The sequence below is a fragment of the Lewinella cohaerens DSM 23179 genome (assembly GCF_000379805.1).
Lineage (GTDB): Bacteria > Bacteroidota > Bacteroidia > Chitinophagales > Saprospiraceae > Lewinella > Lewinella cohaerens.
Window position 1 is genome coordinate 151,998 of record NZ_KB903619.1, and the last position, 15,454, is coordinate 167,451.

General features: G+C 43.2%; 17 protein-coding genes. 10 read left to right on the forward strand and 7 right to left on the reverse strand.

Annotation, left to right across the window (positions count from 1 at the left end; translation table 11 throughout):
* The first annotated feature begins 4 nt into the window (after positions 1 to 4).
* The gene (locus A3EU_RS32270) at positions 5 to 988 is read left to right on the forward strand and encodes an ADP-ribosylglycohydrolase family protein (protein WP_020539605.1); all 984 of its coding nucleotides are present in this window, start codon (positions 5 to 7) and stop codon (positions 986 to 988) included.
* Positions 989 to 1,126: 138 nt separating this feature from the next.
* Here the strand turns inward: A3EU_RS32270 and A3EU_RS0128530 are convergent, their stop codons facing one another.
* Positions 1,127 to 1,897: a DUF481 domain-containing protein gene (locus tag A3EU_RS0128530; RefSeq protein ID WP_020539606.1), complete on the reverse strand. Its 771-nt coding sequence runs from the start codon at positions 1,895 to 1,897 to the stop codon at positions 1,127 to 1,129.
* 61 nt (positions 1,898 to 1,958) lie between these two features.
* Between A3EU_RS0128530 and A3EU_RS34460 the strand changes: the two genes are divergently transcribed.
* Complete coding sequence (locus tag A3EU_RS34460; protein WP_020539607.1) at positions 1,959 to 2,129, forward strand: DUF6435 family protein; 171 nt, start codon at positions 1,959 to 1,961, stop codon at positions 2,127 to 2,129.
* Positions 2,130 to 2,214: 85 nt separating this feature from the next.
* On the opposite strand, the gene A3EU_RS0128540 is transcribed toward A3EU_RS34460, so the two are convergent.
* The gene (locus A3EU_RS0128540) at positions 2,215 to 4,422 is read right to left on the reverse strand and encodes a zinc-dependent metalloprotease (RefSeq protein ID WP_020539608.1); all 2,208 of its coding nucleotides are present in this window, start codon (positions 4,420 to 4,422) and stop codon (positions 2,215 to 2,217) included.
* A 343-nt stretch (positions 4,423 to 4,765) separates the two neighbouring features.
* Between A3EU_RS0128540 and A3EU_RS0128545 the strand changes: the two genes are divergently transcribed.
* Positions 4,766 to 5,128, forward strand: a complete 363-nt coding sequence (locus A3EU_RS0128545) for a CoA-binding protein (RefSeq protein ID WP_020539609.1) — start codon at positions 4,766 to 4,768, stop codon at positions 5,126 to 5,128.
* Between the two features lie 5 nt (positions 5,129 to 5,133).
* Here the strand turns inward: A3EU_RS0128545 and A3EU_RS0128550 are convergent, their stop codons facing one another.
* The 5 genes from A3EU_RS0128550 to A3EU_RS0128570 all read right to left on the reverse strand — a co-directional run bounded on the left by A3EU_RS0128550 (position 5,134) and on the right by A3EU_RS0128570 (position 9,492).
* Entirely contained in the window at positions 5,134 to 5,973 is an 840-nt protein-coding gene (locus A3EU_RS0128550) for a S24 family peptidase (RefSeq protein WP_020539610.1), read from the reverse strand.
* 142 nt (positions 5,974 to 6,115) lie between these two features.
* Entirely contained in the window at positions 6,116 to 6,874 is a 759-nt protein-coding gene (tpiA, locus tag A3EU_RS0128555; RefSeq protein WP_020539611.1) for a triose-phosphate isomerase, read from the reverse strand.
* A gap of 63 nt (positions 6,875 to 6,937) precedes the next feature.
* On the reverse strand, positions 6,938 to 7,534 hold the full coding sequence (locus A3EU_RS0128560; RefSeq protein WP_156825937.1) for a hypothetical protein: 597 nt from the start codon (positions 7,532 to 7,534) through the stop codon (positions 6,938 to 6,940).
* A gap of 15 nt (positions 7,535 to 7,549) precedes the next feature.
* Positions 7,550 to 8,242 carry a cell division ATP-binding protein FtsE gene (locus A3EU_RS0128565; protein ID WP_020539613.1) on the reverse strand — a complete coding sequence of 231 codons (693 nt, stop codon included), beginning with the start codon at positions 8,240 to 8,242 and terminating at the stop codon, positions 7,550 to 7,552.
* Between the two features lie 173 nt (positions 8,243 to 8,415).
* Positions 8,416 to 9,492, reverse strand: coding sequence for a branched-chain amino acid aminotransferase (locus A3EU_RS0128570; protein WP_020539614.1), 1,077 nt, complete (start codon positions 9,490 to 9,492; stop codon positions 8,416 to 8,418).
* A gap of 108 nt (positions 9,493 to 9,600) precedes the next feature.
* Here A3EU_RS0128570 and A3EU_RS0128575 point away from each other — a divergent pair, with 108 nt between their 5' ends.
* Genes A3EU_RS0128575 through A3EU_RS0128605 form a run of 7 tightly spaced genes read left to right on the forward strand, consistent with a single transcriptional unit; the run spans position 9,601 to position 15,443 of the window.
* Positions 9,601 to 10,056 (forward strand): hypothetical protein, encoded by a 456-nt coding sequence (locus A3EU_RS0128575; RefSeq protein ID WP_020539615.1) that lies wholly within the window; start codon positions 9,601 to 9,603, stop codon positions 10,054 to 10,056.
* A gap of 6 nt (positions 10,057 to 10,062) precedes the next feature.
* Complete coding sequence (gene rdgB, locus A3EU_RS0128580; RefSeq protein WP_020539616.1) at positions 10,063 to 10,653, forward strand: RdgB/HAM1 family non-canonical purine NTP pyrophosphatase; 591 nt, start codon at positions 10,063 to 10,065, stop codon at positions 10,651 to 10,653.
* Positions 10,646 to 11,581: a DUF4340 domain-containing protein gene (locus A3EU_RS0128585; RefSeq protein WP_020539617.1), complete on the forward strand. Its 936-nt coding sequence runs from the start codon at positions 10,646 to 10,648 to the stop codon at positions 11,579 to 11,581. Before rdgB ends, A3EU_RS0128585 begins: the two co-directional genes overlap by 8 nt.
* Entirely contained in the window at positions 11,574 to 12,047 is a 474-nt protein-coding gene (locus A3EU_RS0128590; RefSeq protein ID WP_020539618.1) for a hypothetical protein, read from the forward strand. The genes A3EU_RS0128585 and A3EU_RS0128590 overlap by 8 nt, the downstream gene beginning before the upstream one ends.
* 9 nt (positions 12,048 to 12,056) lie before the next feature.
* On the forward strand, positions 12,057 to 12,827 hold the full coding sequence (locus A3EU_RS0128595; protein WP_020539619.1) for an FkbM family methyltransferase: 771 nt from the start codon (positions 12,057 to 12,059) through the stop codon (positions 12,825 to 12,827).
* 15 nt (positions 12,828 to 12,842) lie between these two features.
* Positions 12,843 to 13,529, forward strand: a complete 687-nt coding sequence (locus tag A3EU_RS0128600; protein WP_020539620.1) for a hypothetical protein — start codon at positions 12,843 to 12,845, stop codon at positions 13,527 to 13,529.
* Positions 13,530 to 13,532: 3 nt separating this feature from the next.
* Entirely contained in the window at positions 13,533 to 15,443 is a 1,911-nt protein-coding gene (locus tag A3EU_RS0128605) for a RecQ family ATP-dependent DNA helicase (RefSeq protein ID WP_026211638.1), read from the forward strand.
* Positions 15,444 to 15,454 lie beyond the last annotated feature (11 nt).

A 15,454-nucleotide genomic window follows, 5' to 3' on the forward strand; every position in this document is an offset into this window, starting at 1 on the left:
ATCTATGTCATCAATTATTCATAGTGCCATTATAGGACTTGCGGTTGCAGATGCCTTGGGCGTCCCCGTAGAATTTGAGGATCGTAGCAAGCTAGCTGCCGATCCTGTCACTGATGTCCGTGGTTATGGTACATACAACCAACCTCCGGGAACGTGGTCAGATGATTCGTCGCTCACGTTTTGCCTCGCTGATAGTTTAGTAGATGGATACAATTTGGTGGACATGGCCCGTAAATTTGTGGCTTGGCGTAATGCAGAAATCTGGACACCACATGGCAGTGTTTTTGATATTGGCATGACCACCCACCGCGCCATCGGAATATTGTCAGAAATCCTGGTTAGCGGCGATTTGGAGTCGCTGGAAGAGTTGCACTGGGAGGCAGACGAATATACCAATGGAAATGGAGCCTTGATGAGAATCCTTCCCCTCTATTTTGCAATTCACGAGCTTTCGCTAGAAGAGCAGTTTGATCGTATATGGAAGGTATCAGCGCTCACACATGGCCATATTCGGTCAGCCCTGTGCTGTTTCTATTATTTGCGTTTCTTTCACCAAATTGTGAGTAAAAAGACAAAGGAAGAGGCCTACACTATTACTAACTACGAGTTTACAGCGTTCCTGAAGCAGAAAGAAGTTGCTTATGGAGAGCAGCAGCTTTTTAGCCGTATCCTTAGTGGAGCAATTGCTGAATTACCAGAAGAAGCTATTGCTTCGGATGGCTATGTTCTGCACAGCCTGGAGGCAAGTCTTTGGTCATTGCTACGGAATAAAGATTATCCTGCTACGATTTTGGCCGCCATCAATTTGGGAGAAGATACCGATACAACGGCTGCCATTGTGGGGGCTTTGGCAGGGGCCTTGTATGGATTTTCAGATATACCTTCTCATTGGAAGAAAACTTTGGTAAAGTATAAGGAAATATCAGCATTATGTGATCAGTTAGCAGCTGAGTATCTAGACTATACTTCGGCAAGCCTAGACTTGTGAAAATTTGACAACGCTATTTTTTTAGCCAGCAAGGCAAAAAACGTAGCCATAGCCTGAGCTAAGGCGAGGCTTTTTAACGCCGCCGGATGAAAAAAGAGCAAGACAAAAATCACAAATCTAGGGTTGGCGAAGTATAAATTAAAATCTCAAGCGTAAGATATTATTCCATGTGTAATTCGTAGCTGGAATACCAGGTAATAGCTGAGTTAATAGCCCATCGTAGGTGATGCTAAAGCTACTTCCAAAGGCAATGTGTTCATTGAGATCAATAGATAGTGTATTTACAGAAGATAAGCGGCTCTCTCCGAGTTGAGATACCAGCGGTTGGTAGTAAGAAGTGCTGGCTAGATTAGCATGTTCTCCAATTTTAACTCTAGCACTTAAATAGCTACTCAGGCGACTATCCTCTCTTGTAATCGCTCCTTCTTCCAGTTCATTGTACTCGTACATATACAACAAACCTATAGCCAATTCCCATTGCTCATTTTCTCGAATCTGCAATCGCGGCCCTGTACCTACAAGTCCACGTAAATCAATTAAAAGACGACGATTGTACTGTAGTTGGCCAAATGTCTCCCAACTCCACCGCTGGTCTATATCCTGCCCAAAACGAAGGTGGCCAAATCCATCATTTACGAACCGATCTTCATTGGCTTTTACCAAGTTATAATTGGCCAGAAAAAGCCATTGTGATTTTTTTTTAACCTGATCTATTCTTATGGCTCCATTCAGGGCAAGTACCGATTTGGTATTCTCTGTAAGCTTGCCCCCGAAGTCTAGCTGCCAAAACCAACCCACAGTGTCCAGGTGAGCTCGTTTATCTTCTATATTAACGATTTGTCCGCTTGCATTAAGGTAAGAGAACAGTGAATATCCAAGTAGCAATAATTTTAGTACTGTTAATCTCATAATAAAACAACAAATTGAGGATAGTGGTGTTTCAATGCAGCATCAAAGATAATCAAGAAAGATGTTTGGATTATTCAAAAAAGACCCCGTAAAAAAACTCGAAAAAGAGTATCAACAACTCATGGAAGAAGCCATGCATGTACAACGATCAGGCGATCTAAAAGCGTACGCTCGCAAGATCGAAGAGTCCGAAAAAATATTGGCTCAGATACAGCAACTGAAAAGTAAATAAGCGGGAATTAGTAGCCTATGTAAGCGAAATTATTATGCCTTGCTTTGGACTAGCCAAAGCAAGGTATAATGCAGCATAGTAGCTATTAGAGTTTTGTAAACCATTGCCCTTGAGGAGCATTGTTTTGATTCTCTATATTCAAGTAATAAACCCCTGAGGGCAAACTCGACAAGTCTAAGCTAGCCTGAAAAGCGGATACACCCGGATAGATGACTATTTCCTGAACTTGGCCCAGGCTATTGGTGATTAGGACTTTACTCTCCTGTGATAACTCAAAATTCAAACGGATATTAAGAGTATGATTCACAGGATTGGGGAACAATTGCAAGGACTCATCTCCCTCCCAGTTTAGTGCCACAGTTTTGGAATAAGTGAACCGCCCATCATAATCCTGCTGCTTTAAGCGATAATAATTTGCACCTGCTAAAGGGCTCCGGTCTAACCAACTGTAAGATTTTTCTATAAAAGAAGTACCTGCACCAGCTACTTCACCTAAACTCACAAATTGATTTTTCTTTTCATCGAGTCGCTCAATGACAAACCCACTGTTGTTATGCTCCGTAGCAGTTGTCCAATTTAGTGCTATATGTTTTTCTTTAGCACTTCCTGTAAAATCGATAAATTCTACAGGAAGAGGTGCTGCAACAACGTTTAGCGTATAATCCTCACTTTCTCCGTATGAATCGGTACCGCAAGATGTCGCGCTTGTATTCCAGGTGATCCGCACGCGCAATCGAGTATCTCCTAATACTGCCCCCGCGGGTGGAGTAACCGTAGCAGTGTATGGTCCTCCTCCGGGGTTTCCTGTAACTGCTATGGTTTCGTCACTATCATCAAAATCGCCATCTTGGTTCCAATCAGCGAAAATCCCACATTCATCAGCTGTATAACCCATACCATTTGTGACTGTGATAGGATAGTCGGTCCCTTTTTCCACTATCGTAGAAGATGCGGTATAGTTATGGTAACCATCGGCAGTACAAGCTGAAGAGTTATCTATAGTACCGATTTCTACTCTTGATATGAATTCATCACAATCATCAGACCCTATCCCACAGTAGATTAGATCAACTTCAACTTCTAGTACGCTGCTATAAGTGTCCTTATCGCCATTTGTTGGTTTTATTCGATACCAATAAGTGGTAAAAGCCTCAATATTAGGATCAGACCAACTGACAGCATTGGGACCTAGGCCCATATTCTCAAGCGCTACAAACCCACTATTTGAAGAAGTAGTGGACCGTTCTATAACGTAGCCCATTTCATTACCAGCAGCATCCGTCCAACTTATGTCTATTTCATTGTTTACTTCATCTATAACACCCATTAATCCAGTCGGTACATTTACGCTCTGAGGGCTTGCTGTTAAAGAATAGGCCGAGTGCCCTTGCCGGGTAGAGAGCCCCTGAGCGATGCGTGTATATTGATCAGGCGTAAATATCCCGCCGCAGGCATCGGGGTAATAAGACATGACATTGTCAATTGGAGGGGTATAAACGTCTCCATTTTCATCCATCTCATCTGTTGGAATTGAGCAATTGCTGAAATTTCCGCTATCATATCGGGGGTCTGCATCTGTATCGCAGAGCAAATCACCGTTGGTGTCACAGTTGGCATTTGCGCCTGATCTAGGTACATTCTCTGCATCTGGGTCACCAGGGCCATATTCTGTATCCTGGTGCGTGTGATATAGATTAAAGTAGTGTCCAAATTCATGTACAAAAGTACCATTTGCACCATTCAAAAGGCAATCCGTATCCATCACTGAACGATTGGAACAAGCAGCATTCCAGGGGAAATAGGCATATCCACAGGCATCAAAACCACCGGAAAGTCGTAGGCTATTTACGAAATAGACATTAACAGCATCTGTAGCAGTCGTAAATAGAGCAATAAGGTCTGCCTCTGTATCATTGGCTCCCATGTCATCGTCTTCTCCGTTGAAGTTGTATAAATCTGTATCGTTAACGTAATTTGGAAAGTCCTTGTAGAAAAACTCAATACCAGCACTGGCATAAAACAAATTCAGGTTGCTCAATGCCATGGATAGTTCCTCTAAACTAGGCCCTCCACTTCCTCCATCTTGGACAATATGAATCTGAATAGGAATACCTGTGGTGCCTGAATTCCTGTTTGGTGGAATATTTGCAACATAATTGAGCGTGTATTCTATTTGCTCTTGGGTAGGAGTAGCGGTACCACATCCCTCTTCTTGGGCCGTAAGAGATTGTGCAGAAAACACAAAAAGAGTAAAAAGCAAAAACTTAAATACGGAATGGAAATGTTTAAACATAAAACTGTGTATTAATTTAACAAGGGAGATAATTGCTATACAGGTGCCTTGCCCATGGTGAATTACCAAAGGAGGTCAAATAGATACTTGCCCAGTGTAGATCACAGGGAAAGTAGTTTAAGCATGTTGTTAACTGGAGAAAAGCTTCATCAACACCCGCAGTGCTGGAATGAATTTTGTGTTGTCAGAAGCCCATCACAGAAGTATGAAAATACTTTATTCGGAATGGCCTCTTATAGTGTTTGACTGGGAGAGGTATGAAAACATAAAGATTCACTAATGTAGTATATAATTACATAAATTTGACCATTACCTAATTGAAAATTAAACAGCTATCAAAAATATGCATACGCTTGTCTTAGGCGCGACCACCAATCCTGGGCGAATTGCCTTTCAAGCCATCCATCGCCTCGTAGCGAAAGAATATCCAGTAAGTGCGGTTGGAATTCGAGAAGGTGAAGTGGCAGGTATCCCACTTCAGCAAGGTACTCCTCCTCTTGAGGAAGTACATACGGTAACCCTTTATTTAAACCCGAAGCGGCAGGAGCCCTATTATGATTACATTTTAGGGTTAAAACCCCAGCGAATTATTTTTAATCCGGGAACGGAAAATATTGAATTAATGGAAATGGCGAAAACAAAAGGTATAGAGGTAGAAATAGCCTGCACTTTGGTTATGCTAGCGACAGAAGAATATACTAAATAGCCTATTTAGTCTCTGCGTTGATTTACTAATTGCGTGATGGTCGCATTAAGGTTTTCTATCAACCTTGATTGCTGTTGCATCGTTTTACGAAGTTCGAAGACCTCCTCTCTGACCAAGTTTTTAATATTTTGAGGAGAAGGAAGAAACGGACTAATCCGAGCTCTTACATACCATATTTCGCGGATGTCATTGAGCTTGATCGTCGTCCTCTCGTAGTATAAATTATCGGAGATCAGTTCCAATTGGCGGGACTCTTTCACGAGGTTGCTCACCCTCTGTACGAGCACATCAGCCCTGGTGATAATGACATAAACATAGTTGCTTTTGACACCGGTTTCCCACAAAGTAGGCTCTAAATAACTACATACCACCTTGTCTCCCTCAAAGAGAGTTGGCTCCATACTGTCTCCAGCTACATCAAAAGAACGATGTGTTCCTACTTTGTATTTGTAGTCGGGTAATACATAGCTCGGTAGGTCCTGTATGAAGTTAGGGTCGGTGTGCTCAGCAGCATAACCAGCCTGAGCAGGAATAGGAACATGGACAATACGTTCATCTTCGTTGACTGTAGTAACGATCGTCAGGGTTCTAAAGTCCTGATTTTCTTCCTCTGTCATAAACATTGGCCCATCTCCGGTAAAGAGATAAACAGGGTTGACTTTGTATTTGCTGATGGTTTTTTCCATAAGCGATACAGTGGCATCTCGTCGACCTTTCAATATTTCGCTTAAACTTTGAGGAAGATAATCCACAGAAAGTGCAAATTGCCTACTTGAACGCACCGTACCATCCGACTTCAGCTTGTCATGGCATTTGATGAAACGTTGTGTAACAATGTTGCTCATTCGAGAATTTGTAGCCCGCCTGAAGAATCAGTACGAAGAGTAGGACCATTGGCCCAGTGTCATATATAAAACAAATATAGCAAGTTCTGTCAAAGCACCTGCAACAAAAAAGGTAATAATTAGCGAATTGCCATTTTTTTGCTTACATCGCATCCATTATCGCTAGAAAGTCGGCTGCATTCAAAGATGCCCCTCCTACTAAGCCTCCATCAACATCAGGCTGAGAGAACAATTCTTTGGCATTACCTGGCTTTACACTACCACCATAAAGGATAGATGTGGCATCAGCGACTTCCTCCCCGTATTGGTCTACAACCAAAGAACGGATGAAGGCGTGCATTTCCTGAGCTTGATCAGGAGAAGCCGTTACGCCAGTACCAATGGCCCATACCGGTTCGTAAGCAATTACCACTTTAGAAAAGTCTGTTGCACTAAGGTCAAAAAGGCCTTCTTTTACTTGCTGGGCTACTAACTTTTCGTGATCACCAGCTTCCCGAACAGGCAGTTTTTCACCGCAACAGAAAATAGGTAGCATACCATCTGCTAAAGTTTTTTTGACTTTGGCGTTGATTAGCTGGTTGCTTTCCTCAAAATAATCTCTACGCTCACTATGACCAAGGATTACATAATCACAGCCTACAGAGCGCAGCATACCTGTTGAAATCTCACCCGTATATGCCCCACCCTCTTCTTGGTGACAATTTTGCGCGGCTAGATGGAGGTTATTGATATCACTAATAATGTGAGACACTCCTTTTAAGTGGATATAAGGGGCTCCTAAAATGGCAAGGGTTTCAGAAGGCTTGAGTTTCGCCACGATCTCACGGGCAAGCGTGCGCCCTTCTTCGTAGTTCTTGTTCATTTTCCAATTGCCAGCAACTATATTTTTACGGTGACTCATTTGTTTCTTGTTTTTAATGTTAGTGACAAAAATACACTAAGTAGAGCGATTATCCCTTCTTCCTTACAAATTCTTTGCGGTACCTGCCATTTGCCGTTTTTTATCCGCCCTGGATTCAATCCAGAAAGCAAAGCCAATTCCTCCGGCCACAAACAGGAGATTCCAATACCAGGCAAGGGGCTCGCGCCCTACTTCGATATAGTTTACTGTTTCAGATAATTCGTATTTATTAGCCGCCAACATGTGCGCTTTGTTTTTCTGGCGCTGCATTTCTCTAACTACTCCTAGTACATTGCCATGTAAACGTGGCGCACAAGTGTTCTCAATGTCGCAATCAAGAGAGAATTCTTTGGTCCACCCAATAAACTGGGGTTGCACCTTTTCTCCTGCATCGGCGGCTGCCATTTGTTTCTCACTAAGCAAAGGAAATATAAGTATTGCCTTATCTGCTCCTGTGCGTGGAGGAACCACTATATAGTCGCCACTTTTCCAAGCTCCCGTCAACTCTACAAAATCTGCGTCTCCTATACCTTTTTCCAGGGCTTCATCCATGGTAAAGGTTCTCAGTTTATGCGTTCCGAAAAACTGAGAAATAAGACTATTACAGCCGTTGATAAAAAACACAATGCAAAAGAGCATCGCGATTAATCTAAACCACATAAGCTTAATGTATTTCTAAACAATAATGTCTTCATCACTTACCACTCGTTGCTGAAAACAACGCACGATACGGGCTGGGAAATTCTCCAGAATCCGATAATCATGGGTAGCAAACAATACAGCGGTGTTGTGTTTGTTGGCTAGTTGTCGTAAGAGCAACAATATTTCGTCACTGGTTTCAGGGTCCAGATTACCTGTAGGCTCATCTGCCAGAATCACTTCAGGGTCGTTTAGTAAAGCCCTTGCAATCGCAACCCTTTGTTGTTCTCCTCCTGAAAGATGGAAAGGCATTTTATCCTCCATCCCATAGAGGCCAACCTGTTCAAGCATCAGCTGGATACGACTGCTTCGTTCGTCTGCTTTCAACCAGCCTGTTGCCCGTAGCACAAAGTCGAGATTGTCTCTGATACTTCTATCGGTTAAAAGATTGAAGTCTTGAAAAACAATTCCCAACTTCCGGCGTAAAATCGGAATGGAATGCCGGTCAAGCGTTGCCAGGGAAATGTCGGTTACTTTGGCATGTCCATCTTGCAGTGGCAGTGCCCCATAAAGTGTTTTTAACAGGCTGGATTTGCCGCTTCCGGTTTTACCAATCAGGTAAACAAATTCTCCTTTGGAAATCCGCAGATTGACTCCTTCCAATACCAGTTGTGTACCCTGCTGGATATTAATTTGCCGTAAATCTACTACCAAATTTGTGGTGGACATGATAACAACTTAAAGTAAAGGGGATCAAATTACTCACAATGGTATAAAAAAAATCGGGAACGATAAAACCTTCGTTTCATCCTTCCCGATTTTTAATGCTTATTCTAGACTTCGCCAACCCTAAATTTTCACAAATCTAGTATTGCCGAAGTCTATATCAGCAGGGCTGACATTTATACTTCAGTAACCTGCTTTACAGGTACTATCCAATTGTGAGTGTCAGCAATACGGCCAGAACGAAGTCCGTCAATGTAATCTTTCAGCATTACGCCGATTTTACGATCCTCTACCGGTGGTAAAGTCATACGAAAATCGCCATAAGCAATCTCTGCAACATGAGAAACGACAGCAGCAGTACCAGCGCCAAAGGCTTCCTGCAAAGTACCAGCTTTGTAAGCTTCAACCACTTCGTCAATGGTTAATGGACGCTCTTCGAAAGGAATGTTTTTCTCAGCGAGAATCTTCAAGAAACTATCGCGGGTGATACCTTTTAGAATAGCACCGTCAGTGGCAGGCGTGACAACCTTTCCGTCAATAACGAAGAAGATATTCATGGTACCTACTTCCTGGATGTGCTTCATCTCTGGGCCACCCATCCAAACAACTTGGTCGAAACCTTGCTCTTGTGCAAGGTGTGCTGGCAACAAACTACCAGCGTAGTTACCGGCAGCTTTTGCTTCCCCCGTACCACCTGGTACCGCACGTACATAATGTTGTTCTACTTTCAAACTTACGGGCTTAGCGTAGTAAGGACCTACGGGGCCTGTGAAGATCACAAATTTGTATGTAGTTGATGGTTTAACACCAATAAACTCATCGGTTGCAAACATGTAAGGACGCACATAAAGGGCACTGCCCTCTTGTGGTGGAATCCATGCAGCATCCACATCGATCAGGCGGTGGAGTGCTTCAACGAATACATCTTCAGGAAAATCGGGCATCATCATGCGTTGCGCAGAACGATTAATGCGCTGTGCATGCATTTCAGGGCGAAGCAATAACGGTTCACCATTTTTTCCTTTTGAGGCTTTCATCCCTTCAAAAATAGCTTGTCCGTAATGGAGTGCCATCGAAGCCGGATGCATTGAAAAGTTTCCAAAAGGAATAATACGGTAATCATGCCATTCGCCGTCGCGGTAATCCGCAACAAACATATGATCAGAAAAAACCCGTCCAAAAGGAATATTAGCAAAATCTACTTCTGCTACCTTGCTTTCCTGTACCTTAGTGACTTGGATGTTATGCTTCATTAGACAAATTATTTTTTACAAAAATACTGGATTATTCTAAATTACACAAGCAAAACAATCTCGTTTAAAATATTGTTCTAAAATAAAACCAAAAACATATTTTTAATTTTGAGTAGTAATTATTTTGATTTTCGATTGTTTCGTTTTTCAGAGCCCGAAAAGGCCGCCTTGGTATGGCAGGGCACTGGAAAGAGTGGGATATTAATTATTTACAACCATTCTGAACTGGCAGCTGAAGATCGAACCTTTCTCGAAAACATCCTTAAAGCTGTTAAACTTAGTCCTGTAGCGGATCATGTTTTCCTATTGGGATGCCCGCCTGGAGAGCATTGGCCTTTGAGTTCTATATGTAGGGATCACGCTATTACCACTGTGTATATTTTCGGCACCCCTCCTGCTCAGCTAGGTATTCGGGCAGAGCTACCACTTTATTCTTTTACTCGCCTTGGTGACTTATCTTTGCTGCGCGCTCATGCATTGAACACGATCCGTGAAGAGCGGGAACAAAATAAAAACGAAAAAGCCGGTTTACTCTGGCAGGCTCTCAAAGCTAAATATCTGTAAGCATTCATGGAAACTATTGTCTTTGCCACTAACAATCCAAACAAGATTAGAGAAGTTCAGCAATTGCTGGGCAGTAATTATCAATTCCTAAGTCTGGAAGAAGTAGGCTGCCAGGAAGAATTGCCAGAGACGAGCCCTACGCTCGAAGGTAATGCACTGGAAAAAGCACGCTACCTTTTGCAAAATTATCATCAGGATTGTTTCTCGGAAGATACAGGCCTGGAAGTAGAAGCACTCGATGGTGCACCTGGCGTTATTACGGCAAGGTATGCTGGTGCTGAACGTGACCCTGATTTAAATATGCAAAAATTACTCCGAGAATTGGCGCCATTCCCTAATCGGAAGGCACGTTTTCGTACGGTTATAGCGCTTTTGCTAAAAGGGGAAGAATATCTTTTCGAGGGAATCGTAGAAGGAGAAATAAGTACAGAATTACAGGGAGAAGATGGTTTTGGCTATGACCCTGTATTTATGCCGGAAGGCCAAAGTCGAACGTTTGCCCAAATGAGTAAAGCAGAGAAGAACGCGATCAGCCACCGTGGGCGGGCGATTGCCAAATTGCAGGCTTTTTTGGAAAAACAAGCGGACCATGGCTAAAAATCGACTATGGGTTCTTCTTTTCGGGTTAGCTGTTGTCGCGTACGGTGGAAGTCAGTACTTTCAGCAACAACGCAGTAATCGTTTTCATTCTGTATTGATGGATTTCCTGCCTAAGGACGTTGTGAAAATTGATATCCACAAAGAAGAAAGCCCTCCATTTAGTATCATTCGCTACGAAAACCGATGGTTGCTAAGCCAACAGAATGTGAATGAAGCAGCATCAACAGAAGCCGTAGAAGACTTACTGAGACGATTGCGCGACATCAGAACATCTGCCCTTGTAAGCCAGCAGCAAAGCGATTGGGAAGACTTTGGTCTAGGCCCTAAGCAAGGCATACTGTTGTGCTTACATTTTGAAGAAGAAGCAAAAAGTTGTGTAAGGATCGGTCGCTATGCGTACTCCAAAGAAGACAAAGAAGTACAAGCGTATACGCGCTTAGAAAAGCAAAAAGAGGTTTTTACAATTAATGGTTTGGCTTTGAGTATGTTTAGTGGAGAATTATCAGCCTTTCGGCACAATCAGTTACTTAGCGGTGAAGGAAGGGCAGACAGCCTATATTTTGTCTCTGCTGCGAATGCCTTAAAAGCGATCCACACGGATCAAAACCAGATACTTGTGAATGGTCAAGTGGCAGGTGATAGCTTATTGTGGGTGAATTACCTCCAAGAATTAAATGACCTAAAGGGCGATGAATTTGCCGATGACATTAATGAGTTGAGTATTGATTCACTCAGGTTTTGGCAACTTACGGTTTATCAGGGCAATGATTCATTGGTTTTAAATTGTTATAGAGACACGACCAGAGAGCTACCCTATCTGCTCCACTCTCCGCAATTTCGGAGTACCTGGATCAGTAGTGATAGCACAGGCCTGCATGCTCAACTTATTCAACCCTGGCAAAAATGGATCAACAATCATGACTGAAATACTTTATAAATACACTCCTACTTCAGATGACCAATTCTATTTATGGTTGGGTATTGTCCTAGCCTTTGTTGGATTTGGTACTGCCTATTTTTTACTAAAAAAACCAGCCGTAGGTCGCGCATATACAGGAAATAGTATCATTGCGATGTTGGCCTTTTTTGTTGGAATGATGGCGGTAGGCACTGCTTTTTTTAGTGGTTGGAGCCTCCGGAAACAGGGAAAGGTCGAGATTTATCAAGAAGGAATACAATTTGGAGCTACTGAAATTCCCTATGCTGAAATCAGGAAGATTTATGTTAAACAGGACAAAAGTGCTTCTGTTTTCCAGGCACAAGGTGCTACCACGACCATCAACTACCTGGTCATAGAGCAAGAGGGAGGTAAAGTTCATGCCATCTCAGAGGAGTATTTTCCTATCGGAGAGATCATGACCAGAATCAAAGAGATAACCAAAAAAGAATAAGCTGGATAAATGAACTTACTGCAAAGCATTTTAGAGTCGAAGTGGCTGGAGCGCAGCAAACGACAATTAGGGAAATTGACCGGCTTGCATATTAAGGTTAAACGATTTACTGCTTCGGCAAGTGAGCCGAAACGGGTTGCAATGTTGTTAAAGGATCAAGGAATTGATCTGGTTATAGACATTGGTGCCAATACAGGGCAGTTTGCCGAGTCTCTGTACGATTTTGGTTACCGTGGACGTACCATCTCCTTCGAGCCCGTGCCCGATGCTCATAGGGAAATTAGCGCAAGGTCTGCAGCCTACCCACAGTGGACAGTCGCCGAAAGGATGGCCATTGGTGAAAAGGACGGCGAAATAGAATTTCATATAACGGACGATACTAAATTCAGTTCCGTACTCCCTATTGAGGACAGCTATTCTGCGCACAACACTAAATCTGCGATTGTCAAAAAGGAGTTATTGCCCATTCATCAATTGGATAGCGTAATTGACAAGTATGCTCCGGATTGGGAACAAACGACTATTCTTTTGAAGATCGACACCCAGGGTTATGAACAGCAGGTAATTAGTGGTGCTGCTAAAGTAATGGCTAAAGCAAAGGGATTGAAAATAGAAATTCCTGTTTATAAAATTTACCAACATGCTCAATTAGGATTTTATGAAACCCTCAGGTTTGTTGAGCAAGAAGGTTTCCAGCCTTTTAGTTTCCATGTAGAAGGCGTCGATTTGCCTACTGGCCGCGTTAATACAATGGATGGCCTATTTTTTAGAACAAAATAACACCGAAGTTACCTGATGAGAAATCTGGTTTGTACAAATTTGCGCACCTGGGGCTTGATATTCATTATCAGTAGTGCTTTTTCTGCCACCAGTTTCGGTCAGCCACTTTATGAAGAGCAGGGCGCTGACCAGGTAATTCGTTTCTCCCTTGGACATCTATTTGACCCTCTAACCCCTGGGCCACACTTGAGTTATGAGCATCGTACCCGGGGGAATATCTATTTACGACACGAAGTGGGCGTTTTCTTTGATTACGACTATCCTGATCAGGAATCACTTCAAAATCTTAGTGGATTTAGGTTGCGTACAGCCCGCCGGAAATATCACAACAATCCAGGGGTTATTCGACAGCGGCACTATCATGAATTTGCCTTTGACTATCGATTATTGAATGCTCGTGTAGAAGGGGATTTTATACGTGGTGGCTTCAGTGGTTTTACACAAAGAATCCCTTATGGCATTGTACAGCACAGTTTTTCCTTAAATTACATTCGTGGCTTTTGCGCTATCTTTGGAGAGCACTGGCAGTTGGATTTGGGCTTAGGTTTGGGCTTACGCCTAAATAATCGCAACTATGAAGAAGTTCCAGAAGGAGCGATATTCGACACCAATGGCTCTCTTTTCTGGCGATATGGCGCTAGAGAGCCGTGGCATCTTACTTTATCTGTACCGATGATTTTAGCGCTTGGTTATCAATTTTAATTTTTGAAAGATCCGCTCAAAATATTGCAGCAGTACTGGGGGTACCCAGGATTCCGGCCACTACAGGCCGAGATCATTGATGCTATTTTGAAAGGTAAAGATACCTTGGCCCTTTTACCTACCGGCGGCGGAAAATCCATTTGCTTTCAGGTGCCAGCTTTGGCAAGCGAAGGTGTATGCCTGGTTGTTTCCCCATTGATTGCACTGATGAAAGACCAGGTGCAGCAACTCCAGCAAAGAGGAATCAAGGCCGAGGCCATATATTCAGGACTTACTCATGCTGATATTGATCGAATTGTCGATAATGCGGTTTACGGCCACCTGCAACTTTTATACCTTTCTCCTGAACGGTTGCAGTCGGATATTATTAAAGAACGGTTGCCCAAGATGCCGTTGCGGATGATTGCCGTTGATGAAGCTCACTGTATCAGTCAATGGGGCTATGATTTTCGTCCTGCCTATCTGGAAATAGCGGCAGTTAGAGAACTAGTGCCCGATGTGCCCATTATTGCACTTACCGCTACCGCAACACCTGAAGTTGCTACTGATATTCAAGAAAAGTTGCTTTTCAGGAAAGACAAAGAAGTCTTTCAGAAGAGCTTTGTAAGAGACAATCTAGCCTATGTTGTACGACAGGCAGAAGGCAAGATTGCACAACTCGTGAACATCTTAGAAAATGTGAAAGGCAGCTCCGTTGTATATGTCCGAAGTAGAAGGCGTTGCAAAGAGATCGCTGTAGAGTTGGTACGAAGAAAAATTGCGGCGAGCTATTATCATGCTGGCCTGGAAATGGAAGAGCGTTCTACGCGGCAGGAAGCCTGGATTGATGGGCGGATTCGGGTAATGGTATCCACCAATGCTTTTGGGATGGGAATTGATAAAGCTGATGTGCGCTCTGTTGTTCATATTGACATCCCCGATAGTCTTGAAGCTTATTTCCAAGAGGCTGGCCGTGGTGGCCGCGACGGTGAAAAGGCATACGCCGTTCTCCTTTACAGCCGCGATGATAAAGACCGGCTTCTACGGAATTATGAGCTTTCCTTCCCTCCCCTTGAAGAAATTCGCAGGGTTTATCGGGCCCTGGGGAGTTATCTTCAGCTAGCTACGGGTTCCGGAATTGGCAGGAGTTATGATTTTGACCTTGCGCAATTCGCACAAACTTATCAGCTTGATGCAGTCGTCGTCCATCATTGTCTAAAGGTATTGGAACAAAACAGCTGGCTGATGGTAAGTGATGCGGTGTATGTGCCCGCTTATTTACAAGTCATTGTTAACAAAGATGTTTTATATGATTACCAGTTGAAACACAAGAAGCTGGATCGTATTTTGAAAATCATTTTACGCACCTACCAAGGGGCTTTCAATCATCCGGTAAAGCTCAAAGAACCACAGCTTGCCAAGTTTCTAAAAATCAGCACTAGTCAATTGCGCCAAGGTTTACAAAGAATGCATACTGCTGGCATCGTGCGTTATCGCCCAGCAAAGGATAGTCCCCAAATCACATTGTTACGCGACCGCGTGGCTGCTGAACACCTTTCGATAGATTTACCCGTCTATCGCATTCGCAAAGAACGGCACCTCACAAGAGTTAAAGCTGCTATTCGCTATGTGGAAAGAGATATCTGCAGGTCGCAGCAATTGGTTCGCTACTTTGGCGAAAAAGGCAGTCAGCCATGTGGGCAGTGTGATGTTTGCTTGTCGCGAAAAAAAGAAGGACTCTCTGTCAGTGAACATCAACAACTAGCTAAGCGTATTGAAGATTTACTCGCTCAAGAGAGTATACCCTTGGATGAACTGGTTGATCGCTTCGCGAATGTACGTGAAGAGGATGTACTCACCAGCTTGAGCTACCTTATGGACGAAGGATTTATTGAGAAAGACAAGGAAGGAAAGCTTATTTGGCGAAGTCGCTAAGAGAATACTGC

Excerpts from the sequence above, each read along its gene's own strand:
- A3EU_RS0128600 (WP_020539620.1), top strand. The coding sequence starts at position 12,843 with ATGAGAAATCTGGTTTGTACAAATTTGCGCACCTGGGGCTTGATATTC.
- A3EU_RS0128530 (WP_020539606.1), bottom strand. The coding sequence starts at position 1,897 with ATGAGATTAACAGTACTAAAATTATTGCTACTTGGATATTCACTGTTC.
- tpiA (WP_020539611.1), bottom strand. The coding sequence starts at position 6,874 with ATGAGTCACCGTAAAAATATAGTTGCTGGCAATTGGAAAATGAACAAG.
- A3EU_RS0128550 (WP_020539610.1), bottom strand. The coding sequence starts at position 5,973 with ATGAGCAACATTGTTACACAACGTTTCATCAAATGCCATGACAAGCTG.
- A3EU_RS0128570 (WP_020539614.1), bottom strand. The coding sequence starts at position 9,492 with ATGAAGCATAACATCCAAGTCACTAAGGTACAGGAAAGCAAGGTAGCA.
- A3EU_RS0128545 (WP_020539609.1), top strand. The coding sequence starts at position 4,766 with ATGCATACGCTTGTCTTAGGCGCGACCACCAATCCTGGGCGAATTGCC.
- A3EU_RS0128565 (WP_020539613.1), bottom strand. The coding sequence starts at position 8,242 with ATGTCCACCACAAATTTGGTAGTAGATTTACGGCAAATTAATATCCAG.
- rdgB (WP_020539616.1), top strand. The coding sequence starts at position 10,063 with ATGGAAACTATTGTCTTTGCCACTAACAATCCAAACAAGATTAGAGAA.
- A3EU_RS0128585 (WP_020539617.1), top strand. The coding sequence starts at position 10,646 with ATGGCTAAAAATCGACTATGGGTTCTTCTTTTCGGGTTAGCTGTTGTC.
- A3EU_RS32270 (WP_020539605.1), top strand. The coding sequence starts at position 5 with ATGTCATCAATTATTCATAGTGCCATTATAGGACTTGCGGTTGCAGAT.
- A3EU_RS0128595 (WP_020539619.1), top strand. The coding sequence starts at position 12,057 with ATGAACTTACTGCAAAGCATTTTAGAGTCGAAGTGGCTGGAGCGCAGC.
- A3EU_RS34460 (WP_020539607.1), top strand. The coding sequence starts at position 1,959 with ATGTTTGGATTATTCAAAAAAGACCCCGTAAAAAAACTCGAAAAAGAG.
- A3EU_RS0128540 (WP_020539608.1), bottom strand. The coding sequence starts at position 4,422 with ATGTTTAAACATTTCCATTCCGTATTTAAGTTTTTGCTTTTTACTCTT.
- A3EU_RS0128560 (WP_156825937.1), bottom strand. The coding sequence starts at position 7,534 with ATGTGGTTTAGATTAATCGCGATGCTCTTTTGCATTGTGTTTTTTATC.
- A3EU_RS0128590 (WP_020539618.1), top strand. The coding sequence starts at position 11,574 with ATGACTGAAATACTTTATAAATACACTCCTACTTCAGATGACCAATTC.